Genomic DNA, 18,619 nt, shown 5'->3' on the forward strand with positions numbered 1-18,619 from the left:
TTATTTACTCCCGGTTATTTTCCAGATCGGATATTTTTTTAAGGCGCCTGTCGTGGCGGCCCCCTTCATACTCGGTGGTAAGCCAGGTGTCCACAATGTCCAGCGCCACGCTGATTCCCGTGGTGCGCCCGCCCAGCACCAGCACGTTGGAGTCGTTATGGAGCCTGCTCATCCTGGCGGTGTAGTTGTCGTACACCAGGGTGGCCCTCACGCCGGGGAGCTTGTTGGCGGTGATGGACATGCCTATCCCCGTGCCACAAAGCAGTATGCCCCGGTCAAAGTCTCCATCGCCCACGGCCTTGGCCACTTTTACGCCATAGTCCGGGTAGTCCACCGAGATATTCTCGTAAACCCCGAAATCCTCCGGCGCAAAACCTGTTTCCTTAAGATGGGCGACTATCTGCTGTTTGAGATCGAAAGCCGCATGGTCTGACGCTATGGCTATCCTCTTGGACGCCTGTTTTGATTCTTTGTCCCCGCTCAATTTCCGGCGCTACCTTTATTAAATGGTTCGTGAACGTAAATTATTATTATATAAAGCGGTGCGCCGCCTGTCAAAAGGCGGGTCAGAGGCGCTGGCCGGAACTATCCTTTTGCGGGAATGTGAGGTAGAAAACGGTTCCGGCCCCATCCTGGCTTTCCACGCTTATAGAGCCGTTGTGGGCCTTGATTATTTCATTGCAAAGGGGAAGCCCCAAGCCACTTCCCTTCTCCCCCGCCGTGCCTATCGTGGTGGTTTTCACCTCGGCGGAAAAGAGGTTGGGCAGGAATTCCTTCCTTATCCCCACGCCGGTGTCTTTAACGGCTATGTTCCCCTTGCCATCATCCGGGATGAACACTGTTACCGCCCCGCCGGGGGTGGAGAACTTTATGGCGTTCACCACCAGGTTCTGTATCACCTGGTGGAATAGTATCGGGTCGGCGTACACCAGGGTTTTTTGGGGAACATCGTTCACCATTTTCACCTCTTTTTTCGCGGAGGGCCCGGACATCTTGTAAAAGACGTTCTGAATGGAATGGTGCGCGTCCAAAACCTCGTGGTTGAGCTTGATCTTGCCGGTCTGCAACCGGCTCAGGTCCAACAGTTCCTTGATCATCTCCACCATGTGCTCGATTATCTGCTGGATCCTGGAGAGGTTCTCATGCGCATCCTTGGGGAGGTCGTCGGTAGTCATCTTTATAAGGTCCACGCTCATCCTGATGGATGATAGTGGCGACTTAAGGTCGTGCGAAACCAGCGCAACGAACCTGTCTTTCAGCTTTGTGGCGTCCTCCGCCTTGTTTTTGGCCTCTTTTAGCTCCCGCTCGGCCTCTTTTAGCTGGGTGATGTCTTTGGCCGCGCAAACAATTCCCCTGGCCTCGGCCGAATCCCCCCGCATAATAGAGGCGGCCACCAGCGCCGGGAACCACCCGCCGTCTTTTCTGCGCAACGGCATCTCCAGGTTCCGCACACTCTCCTGCTCCAGCAATCCGGATCCGGCAAGGAACTCCTCGAAGCCTTTCCCCTCCGGGGTAACGAAGATTTCATCGGCTTTGAGCCCTTCTATGCTTTCTTCCTCGTAACCCAACAGTTCGCAAGCGGCTTTATTGGCTTTTTCAATCCGGTGATCTGGGCCCAGAACCAGCAGTATGTCGGACATGCTGGACAATATGTTGTCCAGGTAATGCTTGGACACGGTAGCCGCGCGCTCCGACTGCCACGCTTCGCTTATGCCCTTTAAAAGGTCGTCCAGCGCCTGGGCCACCCGCCGGACCTCCTCGGTCACATATCCCTCTGGCGCGGGCAGGGAGCCTAGCTCCTTAAACTCCATTTTCGACAAACTGGACGCCAGCGCCGATAGGGGGGCCAGAAGATATACCGCGAACCTGTACGCCATGAAAGTGAACAGGGCCAGCCCGAAAAGCACATATACCAGCTTGCGCTTGGCGTCTTCGGCCAGGAGATTGTATTGATAATCGTTGTAGATTATTTCTATCTCGCCGCGAAGCTCCTGCGAAGTCTTAGAATAGATGGGGGCGCTCACAGGGAAAACCGGACTGACAAGGTCTAGATCCCGGGCCGTCACTTCCTCTCCGCCCAGAAGGCTTATTGTGACCCCCAGGAAAAGTTTTTTACCGGTCTTCGGGTCTTCCATCAGCATAAGCCGGGACACAAGATGCCCCAGCGCCTCCTCGTCGCCGGAATCCACGGCCTCTTCAGCCCCGTTCAGCGCATACAGCATAAGCACTTCGGACTTGGCCTGCTCGCTGGTCTTGATGAACGGCATAAGGTATTGCGCCCAGTAGATGGCCGCCGCAAAGGCTATGAGAAGCCCCATTATGGCCACCGCGCCCGGCAAAAGCATCGCCAGGCTTCTTGAGAGAGATGGATTATTCATAAATTTGCGAGTACTTTAGCGCGGCCTTGTGTATCTGTATTTGTGACTTGGCCAGGGTGGCCTTGTTGAAATAAGGGGCCACCTTTATTTGTATCTGAACGCTTGCCGTAACCCCTTTGCGGACATCGGCCTCGTAAGGGGAGAACAGGATTATCTTGTTCTCAATGGCGCAGGTCACGGCTTTTTTCAGCAACGCGTCGCTTATGCTCTCCACGATCATTACCGCCGAATAGCCTTCGCAATCCGCAGTGGCTCCGGATTGTAGCTCCATGGGTAAGCCGCTTATGTGAGGCGCCCTTTTCTTCAGATAGGCCATGGCCTCATCGGCCCGTTCCTTGTTGTCCTCATACAGCATGAGCACTTTCACTGAGCCTGATGGGGTCACTTTCCTTGCTATATCCAGATCCACCGCCAGGATGCGGGGGAAAATATCCAGCGAAATCCAAAGCCTTTCCTGCTCCATGTCACCGGCTCGCGTTCCCGCGGCCAGCGCCGTGGTCATAAAGACCACCGCGGCGGCGGCTATGAATTTACGCATGGGCCTTTGTTAAAAGTTGTACGACGCCTGTGCCCAGAACTGCCTGCCCGCGATGGACAGGTCATCACGATAGAGCGGAACAAAACTGCCATCGGGCAAATAAGCTATGGTTGAAGGGTCTTTGATGGAGTTATCCAGGGTGTTCTTCACCCCGACCCTCAAACTCAGGCCCTTCATCCCCACGTTGAAAAAGCTCCCCGTGAAATCCAGGGTGTTATATCCGGGAAGCTCGCCACGGGTGTCCCCGGCGGGCCTGGCCCGGTCCCCCACATACCGCCAAAGCGCGGACAGGGTAACGCTTTTGGCGGGCATCAGCGTCATCCCCAGTTTGGAGATAACCGGGGTGGAATCGGCCAATTCCCTGTCCGTATCCTTATCTATGGAATGGGCCAGGGAAACGTTGCCGAAAACTTTCATGTACTGGCCTGGTTTCGCCTCAAACTCCGCCTCCGCCCCGTAAGACCTGGCGCCTTGGAAGTTTTCAAACCCGTATCCGTTATTCCTTATAAGGTCTTTGATGTCGGAATAGAAAAGGGTCAGCCGGGCCACTACATCCTCTTCGGTGTAAACGTAACCCAGTTCGTAAGTCTCGATCCGTTCCGGATTAATGATGGTGGCAGGATCCAGCGCGTTAAAGAGCTCGGAGAATGTGGCCGGGCGGTAGGCCGTGGCGTACTGGGCTTTTAGGATGTGCGTGTCGTCAATGCTCCACACCGCGCTTAAGCGGGGGTTGAAGCTGTTACCGGCGTCGTCATAATCGTCATACCTGCCGCCTATGGTAAGAATCAGCTTTTCGCCAACCTGGGCCTGATCCTGCAACATAACGCTCTTGGCAGAGCGGGTCTTGTTCTCATTTATCCAGAAAGAGCCCCCCTGGTATCTAACCATCGAGTCCGTTTGGGTAAAAGTCTCAAGATCCACGTTAGACTCCACCCACGTGTCCAATACCCTTATCCGGCTGACCGACAGCCCAAGCAAAATCTCATGCCCGTTTATGCCTCTCCAAAGGGCATCCACCCCGCCACTGGTTTTAGACTCCTGGAAAAACATGCTGTAATACCAGCCGTCGGGATAAAACCCGCCGCCGGGGGGCATTATTAGCAGGGTGTCGTTAAATTCGGTGTTCTCGCCATACCCGGCCTTCACTTTCACCGAAAGGGAATCGGCGTGGTTATATTCATAAGCCGCTTCCACCATGCGCTGTTTACTCCAATCGGCCAGCCTGCTGGAGGGTTCCGGCAAAGAAGAAGAGATTCCGAAATGTTCGCCTAAACCGTCGTCAAGGGCTTGCGCGGTCAATGATAAACGGCCCGCGCCGATTTTCAGGACGGCGGCGTTGAACTGGCCGTTTTCGCTTGCGGGCCCGGGGGCGTTGGAAATTGAGCCCAGGTTGTAAAACGGCTCGTACAGCGCGTCTTTTCCGGCTTTGCTGTCGGCCCCGTCGGTAACGCGCCCGGCCAGGTTAAGACTTGCCTGAAGGTTTCGCCCGGGATCGTTGTATGAAAACAGGCCGCTACCGGAAAAGGTGGAAAAGCTCCCGGCGGCTCCGGTTATCCTCTGCCCCATGTCTGAGGTGATAACGTTTATCACCCCGAGGATGGCGTATTCACCATGCACGGTGGAGCCCGGCCCGCGGATGATCTCGATACGGTCCACCTGCTCTATGGGCATGTTAAGAACCGGGTTGGCCTTGGCGGCGATGGTCATGTTCATCGGGATGTCGTTCAGCATTATTTTCACGGCCCCGGAGCTGAAAGATTCGCTGAGGCCGCGCACCATGAGCTTCCAGGAGCCAATGTTGTCCAACAGCACATCCATCCCCGGCGCCTCGGTGAGCGCCTCGGCCACCGTGCGAACGCCGTGCGCCTCCAGGTCTTGCCCCCTCAAGACCGTCACGATACCAGGCACATGGTCCTGGTTCAGCTTGGTCTTGGTGGCTATCTCCGTTTTCTCCTCCAGGATGGAAACCAGGTTTTGCACCGCCTCGTCGTCGTAAACGGCGGCGTAAAGCGTATCGGCGGGCTTGCCATTGCCATTGCCCGATCCATTCAGCGCATGGGCGGAAGGACCGGCAAAGACTACCGGCAGGGCCGCCAAAATTATGGCCGCGGCCAGGCGGCCCAACATGGAATGATTCTGCGCCGTGAGATTTGAGCGGCAATACGGTTTTTGTGAAATAGATAACACGATCGGCTCCATCGTAGAAAAGTAACAGGGGTCCATCAACCCTCTACCCAAAGGGAGTTAGGCGCGCCAACCCAATTGAATCGCAAGAATTTGTGTTTGCTCAATATATCACAGGAAATACCGTATATTTTCATAAAAATCCCGGTTACGGAAAATTCAAACTGGTAAATAAATAAAACCGCCCGGCTCGAGGGGATTGAGGGGGGGTGAGACGGGCGGTTATTGAGGCTTAAACCCAAGGACCGGCTTCAGCCGGCCATACTGTCAGTAAACCAGGTTACGCAGGTATATCGCCATGTACATCAGCGAGAAAAAGCCGAACATCAGATCGTTTGCCCTGATAAACATCTCCTAAAACCTCCAATACCTGGTTAAACGGCATCAACCGAGAAAGGCCAGCTTGAAAATCATGGCGCAGGCCACATTCACCACCAACATGGAAGCAAGCCCAAAAACCCTTACCGCCATTATCTTGCCTTCTCTCGACATCGTCCGTCCTCCCTTTCCAATTTCAAGTTGCCTACGCCAACTAAAAAGCAATAGCCGTGCCATTTGCCATGACGCGCCTTTTCAATCGGTTAGCTAAGCCATATCTGTTTTACAGGGATGCTGTGTTTGAACCGGGACATGGTGGATGTCCTTAATCAAGACAAAAACCGGGTTATGCGTTCAATCAAACAGGGATATTGGAAGAGTTAAAGTTGCGGCTTGGGAATGGAGCGCCGGTGGAGAGCCAGGTTGGAAAAACGCCCTCCACCCGGAAAAAGCTAAGGTCAGATCAGCCTTTGCATGCAATCGTGGTAGAACGCCCGCACGGCTATCAAACGCGCCGGATCGGTCTCCTCGAAAGAAACCCCGACAATGGTTTTCCCCGCCACCTGGCGGGAGCTTCGCGCCACGCACTGAAGGCCGCCCAATTTCTCCCCCGCCGGAAGACTGAAACTTAATTCGCAAGACGACCCGGAGGCGCCCAGGGATTTTTCCGCGCATATTTTGGCCCCGCCTTCGCTCAGGTTCAAAATAGCCCCTTTGAGCCGGCCCAGCGAGGCGGTTATCTCCACGGGTATGAATGTGGACAACCTGTCGCTCTTTCGCAGGCTTACCCCCTTGAGCGGGCCAGGCCAGTTTAACGCCCACAGGCATGAGGGAGTGGTGTATTGCTTGACCACTTCAGACTCATAGCCGTAAACCTTGCCTCCATGGGCGAACCTGGCGGTGATAACAGAACCGCGAGCCAGGATCACCGGCCTTCCCTGATCCATTGGAGTGTCCGTGAGCACATGTTTGGACGAGACCCCCCGGAACATGGTGACAAGTTTCTGCGTGCCCACCTGCACAAGACACCTGCCGCCGATGGCTATTGGGGTTTGGGCGTCGGCCACGCTGGCGGAGGCCTCCTCGTCCTGCGCTTCCATGATATAGCCGTGCGCCAGTTCCATTAAAGCGGCCAGTTGCCCCCGGATAGCGGCCGAGCCGTTGAATTCAAACCGGCCGCCGTATTGGTAGCGTTTGCCCAAAGCTCCGCCCCTGCGGACATCCAGCGCCAGTTTTTCGATAGTGACGCCGCCTGGCAGATGAGCGGAAAGATAGGCTTTCTCCCCGGCGCTAAACATCATGTCGCACAGGAACCCGCACCCTTCGGCGCTGATGTCGGTAATAGCCCCTTCCATGGAAAAGTCGTCTTTTTCCTTGCCGCGGGACACCGTGACAGGCCAGGTAAACTCGAACCGCTCGTGTTTCCTTGCGGACGACTCCACCATGTCTTTAGGGTAGCGGATCGCCAGGAGATGGCTTTCCTGCAGGGCCGCCAGCGTTTCCGTTGTGAACCCGTAGTATGATCCATCGCTGAAAACCCTGCCAACCAGCTGGACGCCAACCTTCAGGTTCCAACTCTGCCCGGGCCGCTCCACAAGAACATACCTGCCCTCTTTCCAGCCGCGCACGTTGCCTTTTATGGGCGTCTGGCCGCCTTCCAGCGATATTTCCATCCCAGGTTTGAATATCATAAAACCCTGCCTTTCATTACGAAGCCTGCCTGTGGATTATGCTCACCAGCAACCTGAACAGGGCGGCGTCGTAATCGTTAAGCGCTTTTGAGATTATGTTCAACGCGTCAAAAGGTTTCATGGCCTTGCGGTAACTGCGCTCCGTGGTGAGAGCGTCGTAAATGTCGATAAGCGCCACTATCCGCCCGAAGATGTGGATCTGGTCCCCCGCAAGACCATACGGGTAGCCTCCCCCGGAGAGTTTTTCGTGATGCTGGATGAGCGGCAATAGCGCTTTTGCGCTTATCGCCTTGTTCCACCGCACCATCTCGTACCCCTTGGTGACATGGCTGGCCACCGCCGTAAACTCCTCGCTGGTCAGCGCCCCGGGTTTGTTTATCAGGTTGGGGCACACCTGGCTTTTGCCTACGTCATGCAATATGGCGCCCAGGGCCAGGTCGGCAAGGTCATGCTTGCTGGTGATCCCGGCCGCCATGCCCAAAGCTATGGACAAAGTGGACACGTTCACTGAATGGGTGAAGGTGTAGTAGTCGAAATTGTTTATCTTCATGACGGCGTAAAAGGTGGTGGGATTTTCCATCACCATGCCTATCAGGTCTTGCACCGCCTCCTTGGTCTGCCCCACCAGCTTTTCGCTTTTCGGGTCGGCCGCCAGCGATTCAACTATAATTTTAGAGTTTTCCCGGATGATGGCCGCTTTCACTTTGCCATCAGCGGATTTGCCAGCCTCCCCCAGGTATAGCTGGAACGCGCCCAGATCATCACGGCGGATTATCACTTTTTCGTCAAGACTTACCCATTGGGAGATGAACTCCGGCTCCACAACTTTGCCCCTGGACAATAGATGTTTTACATCCACCTCCGCCTTGGCCAATATGTCACATGGCGCGGCGGAGCCGGGAAGGAACGCTCTGGGATTTATGGGGTGATAATTGAGCATGAACCGTAGCTGGTTTTCCACCGCCGCGGGATTAAGGAAATCCCCAGAATACCCCTCACCGCGCTTCTGCTCTTTGATCTTATTGAGTTCTTCTACATACCTGCTGAAATCGGGCCGCTGGGAATTTTGTATGTAAACCGAGGAAACGCCGGTAGAAACGAAACTCGTCTCTACTTCCTTGCTATAGACCTGGCCGCTTTTCAAAAGGAGGTCCGGCGCATCACCCATAGCCCTGAATATATCCACGGGAACAGGCCGGTCCACCCAGAAATCGCTGAGATTGGCCTCGAACATGCTCAACAGCCCGGGCCCGGCTGGCATTATGAGAGCCTGGTTTTCATCTCCAACATCAATACCCTTGGAGATGTCTATGAAGACGTGTTCGATGTCGTATTCCCTGAGAGTCCGGATGTCCCTCTCCGAAGATACCTTGAAGTTGGACATGACAAGGGGTGACGAAAGCCACGAACTGTCCAGTTTTTCGATGAACATGCCCACCCGCAAGTCCTGCGCCCTTATCCTTTTTATGGGGGTTTCTGTCCGGCGTTTTTCAAACAGCATGCCTATACTTCCCTTCTGGCCAGGCCCGATGAGGCCAGGGAAAGGCTCATGACATCGTTAGAGCAAATCTTGTAACTGTTCCTGCCCTCCCGTTTGGCGGCGAACATGGCGTCGTCGGCTTTTTTTATCAGGGTCTCGGCGTCGGCGCCGTTGTCCGGATAAAGGCTCAAGCCGGCGCTTACCGTAACCATTATCTGTATGCCGTCGATAACGAAAGGCTCGTTGAATTCGCTTACGATTTTCATGGCGATAGCCGCGGTGTCCTCCTCCGAATGTATGTTCGGAAAGAGCACCGTAAATTCGTCCCCGCCAAGGCGCGAGATGGTGTCTGTGTCCCTCAGAGAGGTTGTCAGCCTTTCAGCGGCCGCTATAAGCAGTTTATCGCCGGTTTCGTGCCCGTAATTGTCATTTACCTGTTTGAACCGGTCCAGGTCTATGAACATCACCGCCATCAGGCCTCTTTCCCGCCTGGCGCGGGCCAGTTCCAGGTTGAGCCGGTCGTAAAAAAGGCGGCGGTTGGGCAGGCCGGTGAGGGGATCGTGATAGGCGTAATGCCGCTCGGTTTCCTCTTTCAGTTTTCTTTCGGTGATATCGCTTATCAGGATTATGCTTCTGGAGCCGCTCCCGGTCTCAAAATCTATGGTGGAGACGGAGACCCACGCGGGGAAGACCTGGCCGCTTTTGCGTTTGATCAACGCCTCTCCCTGCCAGCGGAGGCTCTTCACCAAATGTTCGGTCAGCTCGTGATACGCGTTGCTTTCCTGCCGCTCCGGCCAGAGGATGGCGGGGCCGCGGCCTATAACCTCCCCGGCGCTGTATCCGGTAACTCCGCTGAAGGCCGGGTTGACGCAACGGATTGACCCGTCGGCGTCGGTGATTACCATGGCTTCATTGGACTTCTCGAAAACCGCCGAGGCCATGCTGAGCTCTTCGCTCAACACCTCCAGCTCACTTAAATCCTCCGACACGTCCACCGGCGCCGGAGCCGCCATCTTCCCCCAAACTGAAATCAGCCGTTCGGCCAACAAACCGTGGAGCGATTCGTTTTTCCCATCCCAGGTTTTTCCGGCGCTGGCGATGGCCATGCTTTTTGTTATCCGGCGTTTAAGTTTCGCCATCCGCTTGTATAGCCGTTTTTCGCTCCTCTTGCGCTCGGTCATGTCCAGGCCGGCCATCATCACGCACCTGGAGCCGCCGCTTTCATCCTTTATTGCGTCGCATTTCCAAAGGATAAAGCGCCGCCGGCCATCGCTATCTATGTGGCAGTTCTCCATCTCCACAGGATAGGTAAGCCCCATCCAGTTTTTTCCTTGGGATTGCGGCGCGCCGCCGGTGATGGTATCGAACAGGTCCCAAAAATGCTTGCCCACCGCCTCCTCATCTTTCATCCCGGTGAGAACCTGGCAGGAGTGGTTGAGATGGAGGATCCTCCCGTCCATCCCCGCCACGACAAGCAAGAGACATTCGCCCTTTTGCAGGCAGTCGGCTATCAAGCAGGCGTACTGGTTGGCTCCGGTGTTCATCCCGGCCACATGGCCTGAGCCGCTGAATGCTTTAACCGCCACTGAATTCATCACTGCGCCTCCCCCGCTGTAAGGTTTCCGGGAACGGCCGGCCTTGCCATCAGGCGCCCAGCGGGCGCTTGGGCAAAGCCCGCGTCGGACCCTCAGGTCTCCTTGATGAAATAACGGGCGGCCTTGAACAGTATGTGGTAGGCCGAGGCGTAGCTTTTTTCATCCCCGCCGCCGGTTACAATGGCCAGGATCATCTCCCTAAAACAGGCCAGCGCCTCGGCGAGCTCGTCAACCCTTATGACGTTCACCTCGCCATACATGCGCTGGTACTGCTTTTTATCGAACCCGAAGGTCTGCGCCAGCTTGGCTATCTTCTCGTTTTCCATGGGGGCCAGAAGCACCGGCCCTAAAAATATGTCGCCCAGGTATTCGCCATCCAGGAAAATGGGGCTCACGGCGGTGGACAGGTCTATGTCGCACCGGCTTATCATCACCCCGGCCAACCCCCCTTCGTTGCTCAGCCCCGACACCTCTTTGCAGGTCAGGTCCGACATGGGGCATTCCTTGTGGTGATGGACACAGATACTTTTTATCCCCTCGGCCACCAGGATGTCCCCGGAACGGCGGTCTATCACATCCACCATCAATCCTGTCACCTGGCAGAAATCGTTGAGCATCCGCGACAGCCTGTTGATGTCCACATAATCTGAAAGCTCACGTCTGACGCAGGTCCGGGCCCCGGCCTCAAAACCTTCGTGCCGGAAAGCATGGCTTATTACCGCTGTTTTCATCGCATCCCCCGTTTTTTTTAAACCTCATCCAGCCCGCGCCGCCACTCCCGTCAGCGGCGAAAGCCTACACTGATGAGGTCATCCGTTTATCTTCGTGATATATGGAGCCGCTTCTTCTTATGGACTTGTCCAACTGGCGCGCCACACCCTCCAACTCCTCCACATCCAGGCTGGCTAACGCCGCGATCTCTCTGGAGGTAAAAGAAAAACCCAAGTCCACGGCGGCCCTGTTCAGCGAATCCTTCGCCCTCAGCCTGAATTCCTCGTCGGTTATTATCCGCCCGAGGAAATGTTCCACCGATTCCTGGCTCATGACCGTTATCACTCCTAATTCATCCTTAACGAGTCCCTTCGCCCGGGTATCGCCGCCCCCTCTTTCCCGGCATGCCACCCAAGTGGCGATGCCCCGGCGATTACCCAGGCTCCAGGCTCTCACCCTTGTCTAATTAGCAATTACTTTGCCAAAGCATATAAGCCTATTTAATCAAGTAGTTATATTAATTCATGTACGTAAAAAGTGTGTTGTAAAAACACACGTGTGGCTTTTTACGACAAAGGTTTTGTGGGGAAATACAACAGGTTACGAGGTGCGGCGGTAGAAGATGCCTCTATCCACCTTCAATAATTCGGCGGCGCGGGACTTGTTATTCCCGCATTTTGTAAGAGTTTCCAACAGTACATTGTTGATGATGGAGTCCAGCGAGATATTTTCTTTGGGGATTGACAGGTTCAGCCGGAAAACGCCATCCTCCGCGCCGGGGACATGCGATGTCCCCGGGTTGCCCATCCCCTGCGATTCATTGATGATCAGGTGTTCGGGCTGGATCAGCTCGTCATCGGTGAGTATCGCCGCCCGTTCAACGCAATTTCGAAGCTCCCGGATGTTGCCAGGCCAGGGGTAATGGACCATAAGCTCCATGGCGTTTTCCGATATGCCAGGCAAGACTTTGCCAAACTGCGACCGGAACTGGTCCAGGAAATGATGGCACAACGCCGGGATGTCTTCCTGCCTCTCCCGCAACGGGGGCAGGTGTATGGGGAACGTGTTCACCCGGTGGAACAGGTCTTCCCGGAAATCTCCGGTCCTGCTCAACTCTTGCAGGTTGCGGTTTGTGGCCACTATCAGCCGGAACTCCGCCTTGATGGGTTTGTTGGAGCCAAGCCTTTCATAGGTGCGCTCCTGAAGGGTACGCAGGAGCTTCGCCTGCAGGTCCAGCGGCATGTCGCCTATCTCGTCCAGCAGAAGGGTTCCGTTACGCGCCGCGTCAAACTTGCCGGGCCTGTCGCGGTCGGCCCCGGTGAACGCCCCCTTGGCGTGGCCGAACAGCTCGCTTTCCAGCAGGTTGGCGGGGATACCGGCGCAGTTCACGGCCACGAAATTGTTTTCCACCGTTTCCCCCGCCGAGTGGATGGCCCGGGCCAGCACCTCTTTGCCCACGCCGCTTTCCCCGTAAATGGCCACGGTTACCGCCGGGGTTTTGGCCACCCGTTCGGCCAGCCGCAGTGCCTCCATCATGGCCGGGGCGTTGGTGATGATGTTCTGGAAGCTGAACTTGTCCATTAACTGGCTTTTCAGCTTTTTGTTCTGCTCCGAAAGCTTGAAATGGCTCAGGGAGCGCTGGATGGTGGTAAGCACCCTTTGAGGGTCGCACGGCTTCTGGATATAGTCGTAGGCGCCGTATCTCATGCAGGCCACGGCGTTGTCCACACTCGCGTATCCGGTGAGGATAATGAACGGCACGTCGCCGAACCGCTCCCGCACCTGCTGGAGAAGCTCGAGCCCGGTCATGTTGGGCATCATGTAGTCGGCCAGCACCACGTCTATCTTCAGCTTGCCCAGCATGTCCATGGCCTGGGCGCCTGTGGGGGCGGTGAGGCATTCCAGCCCGCTCTTTTTCATCACCTCCGAGAAGACGCTGAGGATTATCTCGTCATCGTCCACAATCAGGGCGGTGGCGCCAGCCACAAGGTCATCGCCGCCAACTCCAAACCCCATGCCCCAAACTCCAAAAAAGTTTATCCCCAGCCGGGAGTTTATTATATAACCTCCGGCGCCGGGGCGTAATGGGTAAAACTGGGTAGTGTCTCAGTTTGAAAGTACAGGGGAGATTCTTCACTTACGCTCAGAATGACAATATAAAAGCCGTTGATAACATTGTCATCCTGAGCGAAGCGCAAGCGAAGTGAAGGATCTGCCTGTTATTTGAGATTCAAACTGGGACACCACCGAAAACTGTTCTAACCCATTATTACTACGGTAATAATGGCTGATAAATTTTTCCATTACAGGGCCCGGTTTTATCGGTTAAAATTACGCGTTATTCCTGTTTTCCTGCCAGCGTCCGCCAGACCTTAAGGAGCGCGTTGCGGTTTTTGCGGCCCATGGGCTTAACCGCGTTCCCGTGGCCAGGGGTGGCGCCGTCTGGTTACAAAACGCGGTAAAGCTAACTGAGGGAGAGCTAAAAGGTGAAGTTCACCTGGAGCGTGGGTAGGATCGTCCTTACCCCGGAATTCATTAAAACCTACTCCCTCATGGCCTTTGCCGTAATCTTGATAAGCCTTTTCACCCTTAGCGCCGCCGTTTACTCTTACGAAACCGAGATTACAGACCGGGCGCAGGCGGGGCACGACGGGATGGCCCACCGTCTCACAAAGGAAATGTCGCTTTACTTCGAGGAGGCCGCGTTCCAGCTTCAACTTGTGGCCGACAATATGGATATCCTCAGCGTCACCCCCGAAACGGCCAAGCTGGCGCTGGACGCCACCAACGCCGACGCTTTCGATTTCCTGGACATATACCTGTACGACACTCAAAAGAACGTGATCACCTCCACCGCGGTGGAGGGCCTTATGGAAACCACGTTAACCGATGACGATAAACTCCTGTTTTTCCCCGTTGTGGAAGATGTTACCTTTTCCAAAGTAAAGTTCACCAAAAACAAGGTGCCATACGTTTCCATAGCCGTCCCTTTTTATGACAGGGGCTTGGTGGTGGGTATGCTAATCGGCCATTTGAACCTTAAAAGGCTTTGGTGGTGGATAGACGAGGTGAACACCGGCAGGGTTATGCGTCTCACCATTATTCAGCCGAAAACCGGCGTGATAGTGGCGGACCAGGCCAAAAAGAAGGTAAGCACCACTTACCGCCACTGGCCCCCCAGGGGCAAGTTAAGCAAGGCAAACGCATGGCCCGGAATAATAGTCCACGACGGGAGCGGGTTGAAATACCTTACGTACAACAGGACCTTCGGGTTTCCCCTGGTTCTGGCGATAACTACCGATTTAACCGTTTATGAAGCCAACATAGCCTCCATGCGGATGAACACCGCGGGCATCTGCTTTCTGGCGCTGTTATTATGCCTGCTCGTTACGCTCCGCGTTACCTACAAGCTCATGCGCAACCAGTTGATCATGGAAGACGCCATGAGCATGTACGAAAAACACCAGCTGGAGGCGGACGACCCGTCGCTGGAAAAAGCAGGAGGGCTGGTTAAATCTTTCGGCTCCATGATCCAGAACGTGGACAAGGAGCGCAGGCAGGAAATTATCCAGGAAAGCCTTTCCAACGTTGGCAGGATGACCTCCATTTTGGCGCACGACCTGCGCCATGGCCTGCACGTTATACTGAACGTGGTTTACATGATGGACCAGCTGGACGATTCCCTGAAGGGGATAATAGTAAAAACCGTGCACGACCTTACCACCAAAACCTCGGACATGATGGACTTCATCCGCGCCAACAAGGTGGATCCGCGCCCAACTTCAGTAGGCTCCGTGGCGCTCCAGGCCATGGAAACCGTGAAATACAGCGAACGCGCAAAGGACAGGGACATTTCAATTACGGAAGACGGCAACAGCAAAGTTACAATTGTGCTGGACAGGCAAAGGATGATAGCCGCCCTGGCCAACCTTATGCGCAACTCTGTGGAGGCTGGCGCCAAAAAGGTAACCCTTTCCACAAAACGGATAGGGGATAATATAGAGTTTATAGTGGTGGACGATGGGCCGGGCATACCGTTGGAGTTGCGGGAAAAGGTTTGGTTGCCGTTTTTCAGCACCAAGTCCAAAGGGTTCGGCATAGGCCTGGCGCTGGTGGAAACCGTGGCCCGCGCCCACGGCGGCGAGGCGTATATAGAAACAACCGGGGAAAAGGGTACGGACATAAGGATGTTAATGCCCCTGGTTCCGCCTAAATACCATGGCGCGCTTTACGAGGTGGACGAGCTTGGCGGCCTTTCCGACGAGGCCAGGCTGATGGTGGAATCTGTGGACACCCGGGGAAAAAACATCCGCTGATGAAATCTTGATTAGAGCGTTTTAGATATAGGCATGGAAAAATTAAATAGCTTGTTTAACGCCATTCGGGGCCGTGTCGCCCGGCCATTTGCCGTTTCCACCGGCGCCATAAAGGCAAAGCTTGTTGCCTTGCTTATGCTTCTACCCCTGGCAACGGCAGGATGTATAGGAGAAACAGTCATCAAGTCAGTGATGAAGAACGATGAGCCGGACACTTTCAGGGTGGGGTGGAACGTTGTTGGCCTGGAATTGACAATGCCAAATTTACTTAACCTCATGACAATGGATCAAATATTAAGCTACATGGTTAATTCTACCATTAAAGATCCTAATTATAAGTTTGATACCATTGTTGAACAATACAAAATGCTTGGTAATGGCAAAAAAATTATTATAAAGCTTAAGGATGACGCGGCTTTTCATGACCTTACGCCAGTAACCGCCTACAATGTGGCGCGCTCATTTGAATATGAGTCACAAATACAACCGACAAAACCGGAGTTCACTCTTGTTTTTAAAGCATTAAGCGACAAAGTTATTAGCGTGGAGTCAACCGATCCAATAAATTTATCTAATTTAAGGTTTCATATATTGAACCTGGATGGCTCAAAGCAAGTTGACATCAACAAATTCGACATTGTCGGCACGGGGCCGTATGAATTTTTATCTTTTGATAAAACAAAAAAAATACTAAGAATGAAAAAATTCCACCGGCAAACCCTTACTGATAGCATTGATGAGAAATACCTTGAATATTACTTATTTGATGATTATGAAAGCTCCCTGAACGCCTACCTGGAGGGTGTTGTAGATTATTTGCTTCTATCCACATTGGAAGACTTGCCTTTTTTGCGGCAGAATCAGAACAATATTTTTGTTGATACCATGACTAATTATCCCACGCTATTGATATTCAACTCGCGCCATCCATTGTTTAAAGACCAGCGCGTGAGGAAGGCATTTAGCCATTATATTGATAGAAAGGCCCTGGCCAACAGCAAATTCGCCCTTAATGGAGACGCCGTGCCCACTTTGGCGCCATTGCACATGTCCAGCCCTAGAACCGAGCCATTTATTGAAGATTACGACCCTGCCAGGGCGGAGCTTTTGTTAAGCCAGGCTGGCTTCACAAAAACGCCGCGTGGCTTTTGGCTGAAAAATGGCAAAATTTTGACTTTGGAAATATCATTCCCGGAACAGGATTCTTCCGGATTAAAAGCCATGCGGTTCCTTGCCAAGCATTTTGAGGCAAATGGAGTTAAGTGCAAATTACGGATGATTACCACAGGAAAATATGTCGATATCATTACCAGCAATGGTGATGATTGGCAGATAATGTATAAAATAATTATCGACAGAAACAATATATATTCTACAAACGATATTTATTCACCTAACAACGGCGAGAGTATTATAAAATGGTTAGACGCCAAATCGCAAAACAAATTTGGAAGTCTTTATGATAATTACTTGCTAAATAGGGATGACGCCGCATTGAAGAGCGGGTTGCAAAAGTTGATTCTGGAAGAAGCCCCTTGCGCCGCCATGTTCTATACAAAAGATTTTGGGATATTAAGAAGTGATTTCCGGTATTGGGGCGAAAAGATTTCCAGGGATATTTACGGTCTATATTATCTGGACAGGTAATCTTAATTGCTTCGCCAGGAACATTATATGCTTCGCCAGGGTCGCCTTATATTGCTTCGCCGGGGTCGCCTGACCCCGGTCTTCTTCAAGGAACCCGTGGTCGCCTTATAAGCGCTTCACCGGGGTCGCCTGACCCCGGTCTTCTTCAGGAACCCGTGGTCGCCTTATAAGCGCTTCGCCGGGGTCGCCTGACCCCGGTCTTCTCCGCTCCGCTCAGGAACCCGTGGCCTGGCGACCACGGGGAAGCGGTGGAATAGGTCGCCCCCATATGCTTCGCCGGGGTTGCCCCTATGCTTCACCGAGGTCGCCTGACCTCGGTTCCTACATCATCCGCTTTTCGCTTCACCGGGGTCGCCTGACCCCGGTCTTCTCCGCTCCGCTCAGGAAAACCCGTGGTCGGGCGACCACGGGGAAGCGATCACAAAACACCAACGGGGAAGCGCTCTAATGGTAACCACGGGGAAGCAGTGGAAAGGGGCCGCCCACATATCCGCTTCGCCGGGATCGCCCCCTATGCTTCACCGGGGTCGCCTGACCCCGGTCTTTTATCGCTTCACCGGGGTCGCCTGACCCCGGTTCCTAGTCCCATGGTGTCCAGGGGCTCACCACCTCCACCGGTAACGGGCCGCTCTGTCCTAAATAATCCCGGGCGCTTGACCAGGCAAAGTTCTCCGGCCTGTCGCAAAGCCGCCACTTCTTCGCAAGAGGGTTATTATGTATATATTCCAGCTTTTGTTTTAAAAACTCCCACGATATTAGTTTTTTGGGAGAGTGGGTTTTTTGCCATATCTGGATTTTCCTGTCCCGCTTCTCCACCGTGAACCGGCTTAATAAAGGGTCATTGTCACGATTTAGGGTTTCGATTATTTTCTTGGCTGTGTATTTATGGAAATCTCTTAGAAAATCCGCCAATACGTTACCTTCATTTATAGTTATTATCATGTGGATGTGGTTTGGCATGATTACATAGCCGTTTATTTTAATTTTGCCTTGTTGCGCCCTGGTAGATAGCGATTCAAGTATTATCCCGGCCATTTCCTTGCGGTGGAAAAGATGCGCCCATTGGTTGATAGTGGAGGTGATGAAATAAGCTTGGCGCATGAATCTATGATACGACAAATCAGGAACCCGGGGTCGCCTTATATGCTTCACCGAGGTCGCCTGACCTCGGTCTTCTCCACTCCGCTCAGGAACCCGTGGTCGGGCGACCACGGGGAAGCGGGGGGAAGGGGCCGCCCCCATATGCGCTTCTATGCTTCAACCGAAGTCGCCTTAAATGCGCTTCACCGAGGTCGCCTGACCTCGGTCTTCTCCACTCCGCTCAGGAATCCGTGGTCGGGCGACCACGGGGAAGCAATCGTAAAACAACCACGGGGTAGCGATCAAACAACAAGCCACCGGGACGCCAAAGCGCCCCGGCGTACGATGAACAAACTAGGCAATTCTGGCTACAGTCCCACCACAGCAACCAGCGGGCTCAACGAAACCTCTAAGTTCCTTTTTCTTCGCGGCTTTGGTCTTTTTCATAATGTCTCTCCTGTATGATTGAACATTAGTCTTGGGGTTGTCCCCATATGCTTCACCGAGGTCGCCTGACCTCGGGCCTTCTTCATATGCTTCACCGGGGTGGCCCCATATTGCTTCACCGGGGTCGCCTGACCCCGGTCTTCTTCAAGGAACCCGTGGTCGGGCGACCACGGGGAAGCAATCGTAAAACACCAACGGGGAAGCGCTCTAATGGTAACCACGGGGTAGCTATCA

13 protein-coding genes are annotated in these 18,619 nt (G+C 53.9%); 2 read left to right on the forward strand and 11 right to left on the reverse strand.

Features of this window, described 5'->3' with window-relative positions:
• Positions 1–4: 4 nt before the first annotated feature.
• The 10 genes from rpiB to HY751_05200 form a co-directional block, all read right to left on the reverse strand.
• Entirely contained in the window at positions 5–484 is a 480-nt protein-coding gene (gene rpiB / locus HY751_05155) for a ribose 5-phosphate isomerase B (GenBank protein MBI4665783.1), read from the reverse strand.
• An 82-nt stretch (positions 485–566) separates the two neighbouring features.
• Positions 567–2,378, reverse strand: a complete 1,812-nt coding sequence (locus tag HY751_05160; protein ID MBI4665784.1) for a PAS domain-containing sensor histidine kinase — start codon at positions 2,376–2,378, stop codon at positions 567–569.
• Complete coding sequence (locus tag HY751_05165) at positions 2,371–2,916, reverse strand: hypothetical protein (GenBank protein MBI4665785.1); 546 nt, start codon at positions 2,914–2,916, stop codon at positions 2,371–2,373. Before HY751_05165 ends, HY751_05160 begins: the two co-directional genes overlap by 8 nt.
• Before the next feature lie 9 nt (positions 2,917–2,925).
• On the reverse strand, positions 2,926–5,043 hold the full coding sequence (locus HY751_05170) for a TonB-dependent receptor (GenBank protein MBI4665786.1): 2,118 nt from the start codon (positions 5,041–5,043) through the stop codon (positions 2,926–2,928).
• 833 nt (positions 5,044–5,876) lie between these two features.
• Positions 5,877–7,109, reverse strand: a complete 1,233-nt coding sequence (locus HY751_05175) for a PilZ domain-containing protein (GenBank protein ID MBI4665787.1) — start codon at positions 7,107–7,109, stop codon at positions 5,877–5,879.
• 16 nt (positions 7,110–7,125) lie between these two features.
• Positions 7,126–8,610: a DUF3391 domain-containing protein gene (locus tag HY751_05180; GenBank protein ID MBI4665788.1), complete on the reverse strand. Its 1,485-nt coding sequence runs from the start codon at positions 8,608–8,610 to the stop codon at positions 7,126–7,128.
• A 2-nt stretch (positions 8,611–8,612) separates the two neighbouring features.
• Positions 8,613–10,184 carry a diguanylate cyclase gene (locus HY751_05185; GenBank protein MBI4665789.1) on the reverse strand — a complete coding sequence of 524 codons (1,572 nt, stop codon included), beginning with the start codon at positions 10,182–10,184 and terminating at the stop codon, positions 8,613–8,615.
• Between the two features lie 92 nt (positions 10,185–10,276).
• Positions 10,277–10,915, reverse strand: coding sequence for a PocR ligand-binding domain-containing protein (locus HY751_05190; GenBank protein ID MBI4665790.1), 639 nt, complete (start codon positions 10,913–10,915; stop codon positions 10,277–10,279).
• Positions 10,916–10,979: 64 nt separating this feature from the next.
• Positions 10,980–11,228: a Franean1_4349 family RiPP gene (locus HY751_05195; GenBank protein MBI4665791.1), complete on the reverse strand. Its 249-nt coding sequence runs from the start codon at positions 11,226–11,228 to the stop codon at positions 10,980–10,982.
• A gap of 267 nt (positions 11,229–11,495) precedes the next feature.
• Positions 11,496–12,911 (reverse strand): sigma-54-dependent Fis family transcriptional regulator, encoded by a 1,416-nt coding sequence (locus HY751_05200; protein ID MBI4665792.1) that lies wholly within the window; start codon positions 12,909–12,911, stop codon positions 11,496–11,498.
• A gap of 470 nt (positions 12,912–13,381) precedes the next feature.
• Here HY751_05200 and HY751_05205 point away from each other — a divergent pair, with 470 nt between their 5' ends.
• Positions 13,382–15,211 carry a sensor histidine kinase gene (locus HY751_05205; protein ID MBI4665793.1) on the forward strand — a complete coding sequence of 610 codons (1,830 nt, stop codon included), beginning with the start codon at positions 13,382–13,384 and terminating at the stop codon, positions 15,209–15,211.
• 33 nt (positions 15,212–15,244) lie between these two features.
• Positions 15,245–16,858: a hypothetical protein gene (locus tag HY751_05210; GenBank protein ID MBI4665794.1), complete on the forward strand. Its 1,614-nt coding sequence runs from the start codon at positions 15,245–15,247 to the stop codon at positions 16,856–16,858.
• A 579-nt stretch (positions 16,859–17,437) separates the two neighbouring features.
• On the opposite strand, the gene HY751_05215 is transcribed toward HY751_05210, so the two are convergent.
• Positions 17,438–17,959, reverse strand: a complete 522-nt coding sequence (locus tag HY751_05215) for a transposase (protein ID MBI4665795.1) — start codon at positions 17,957–17,959, stop codon at positions 17,438–17,440.
• Positions 17,960–18,619 lie beyond the last annotated feature (660 nt).

The sequence above is a fragment of the Nitrospinota bacterium genome (assembly GCA_016208975.1).
Classification (GTDB): domain Bacteria; phylum Nitrospinota_A; class UBA7883; order UBA7883; family JACRLM01; genus JACQXA01.

Coding starts and splice junctions, on each gene's coding strand:
- HY751_05190 (MBI4665790.1), bottom strand. CDS start 10,915: ATGAAAACAGCGGTAATAAGCCATGCTTTCCGGCACGAAGGTTTTGAG.
- HY751_05185 (MBI4665789.1), bottom strand. CDS start 10,184: ATGAATTCAGTGGCGGTTAAAGCATTCAGCGGCTCAGGCCATGTGGCC.
- HY751_05180 (MBI4665788.1), bottom strand. CDS start 8,610: ATGCTGTTTGAAAAACGCCGGACAGAAACCCCCATAAAAAGGATAAGG.
- HY751_05160 (MBI4665784.1), bottom strand. CDS start 2,378: ATGAATAATCCATCTCTCTCAAGAAGCCTGGCGATGCTTTTGCCGGGC.
- HY751_05195 (MBI4665791.1), bottom strand. CDS start 11,228: ATGAGCCAGGAATCGGTGGAACATTTCCTCGGGCGGATAATAACCGAC.
- HY751_05200 (MBI4665792.1), bottom strand. CDS start 12,911: ATGGGGTTTGGAGTTGGCGGCGATGACCTTGTGGCTGGCGCCACCGCC.
- HY751_05170 (MBI4665786.1), bottom strand. CDS start 5,043: ATGTTGGGCCGCCTGGCCGCGGCCATAATTTTGGCGGCCCTGCCGGTA.
- HY751_05175 (MBI4665787.1), bottom strand. CDS start 7,109: ATGATATTCAAACCTGGGATGGAAATATCGCTGGAAGGCGGCCAGACG.
- HY751_05210 (MBI4665794.1), top strand. CDS start 15,245: ATGGAAAAATTAAATAGCTTGTTTAACGCCATTCGGGGCCGTGTCGCC.
- HY751_05215 (MBI4665795.1), bottom strand. CDS start 17,959: ATGCGCCAAGCTTATTTCATCACCTCCACTATCAACCAATGGGCGCAT.
- HY751_05165 (MBI4665785.1), bottom strand. CDS start 2,916: ATGCGTAAATTCATAGCCGCCGCCGCGGTGGTCTTTATGACCACGGCG.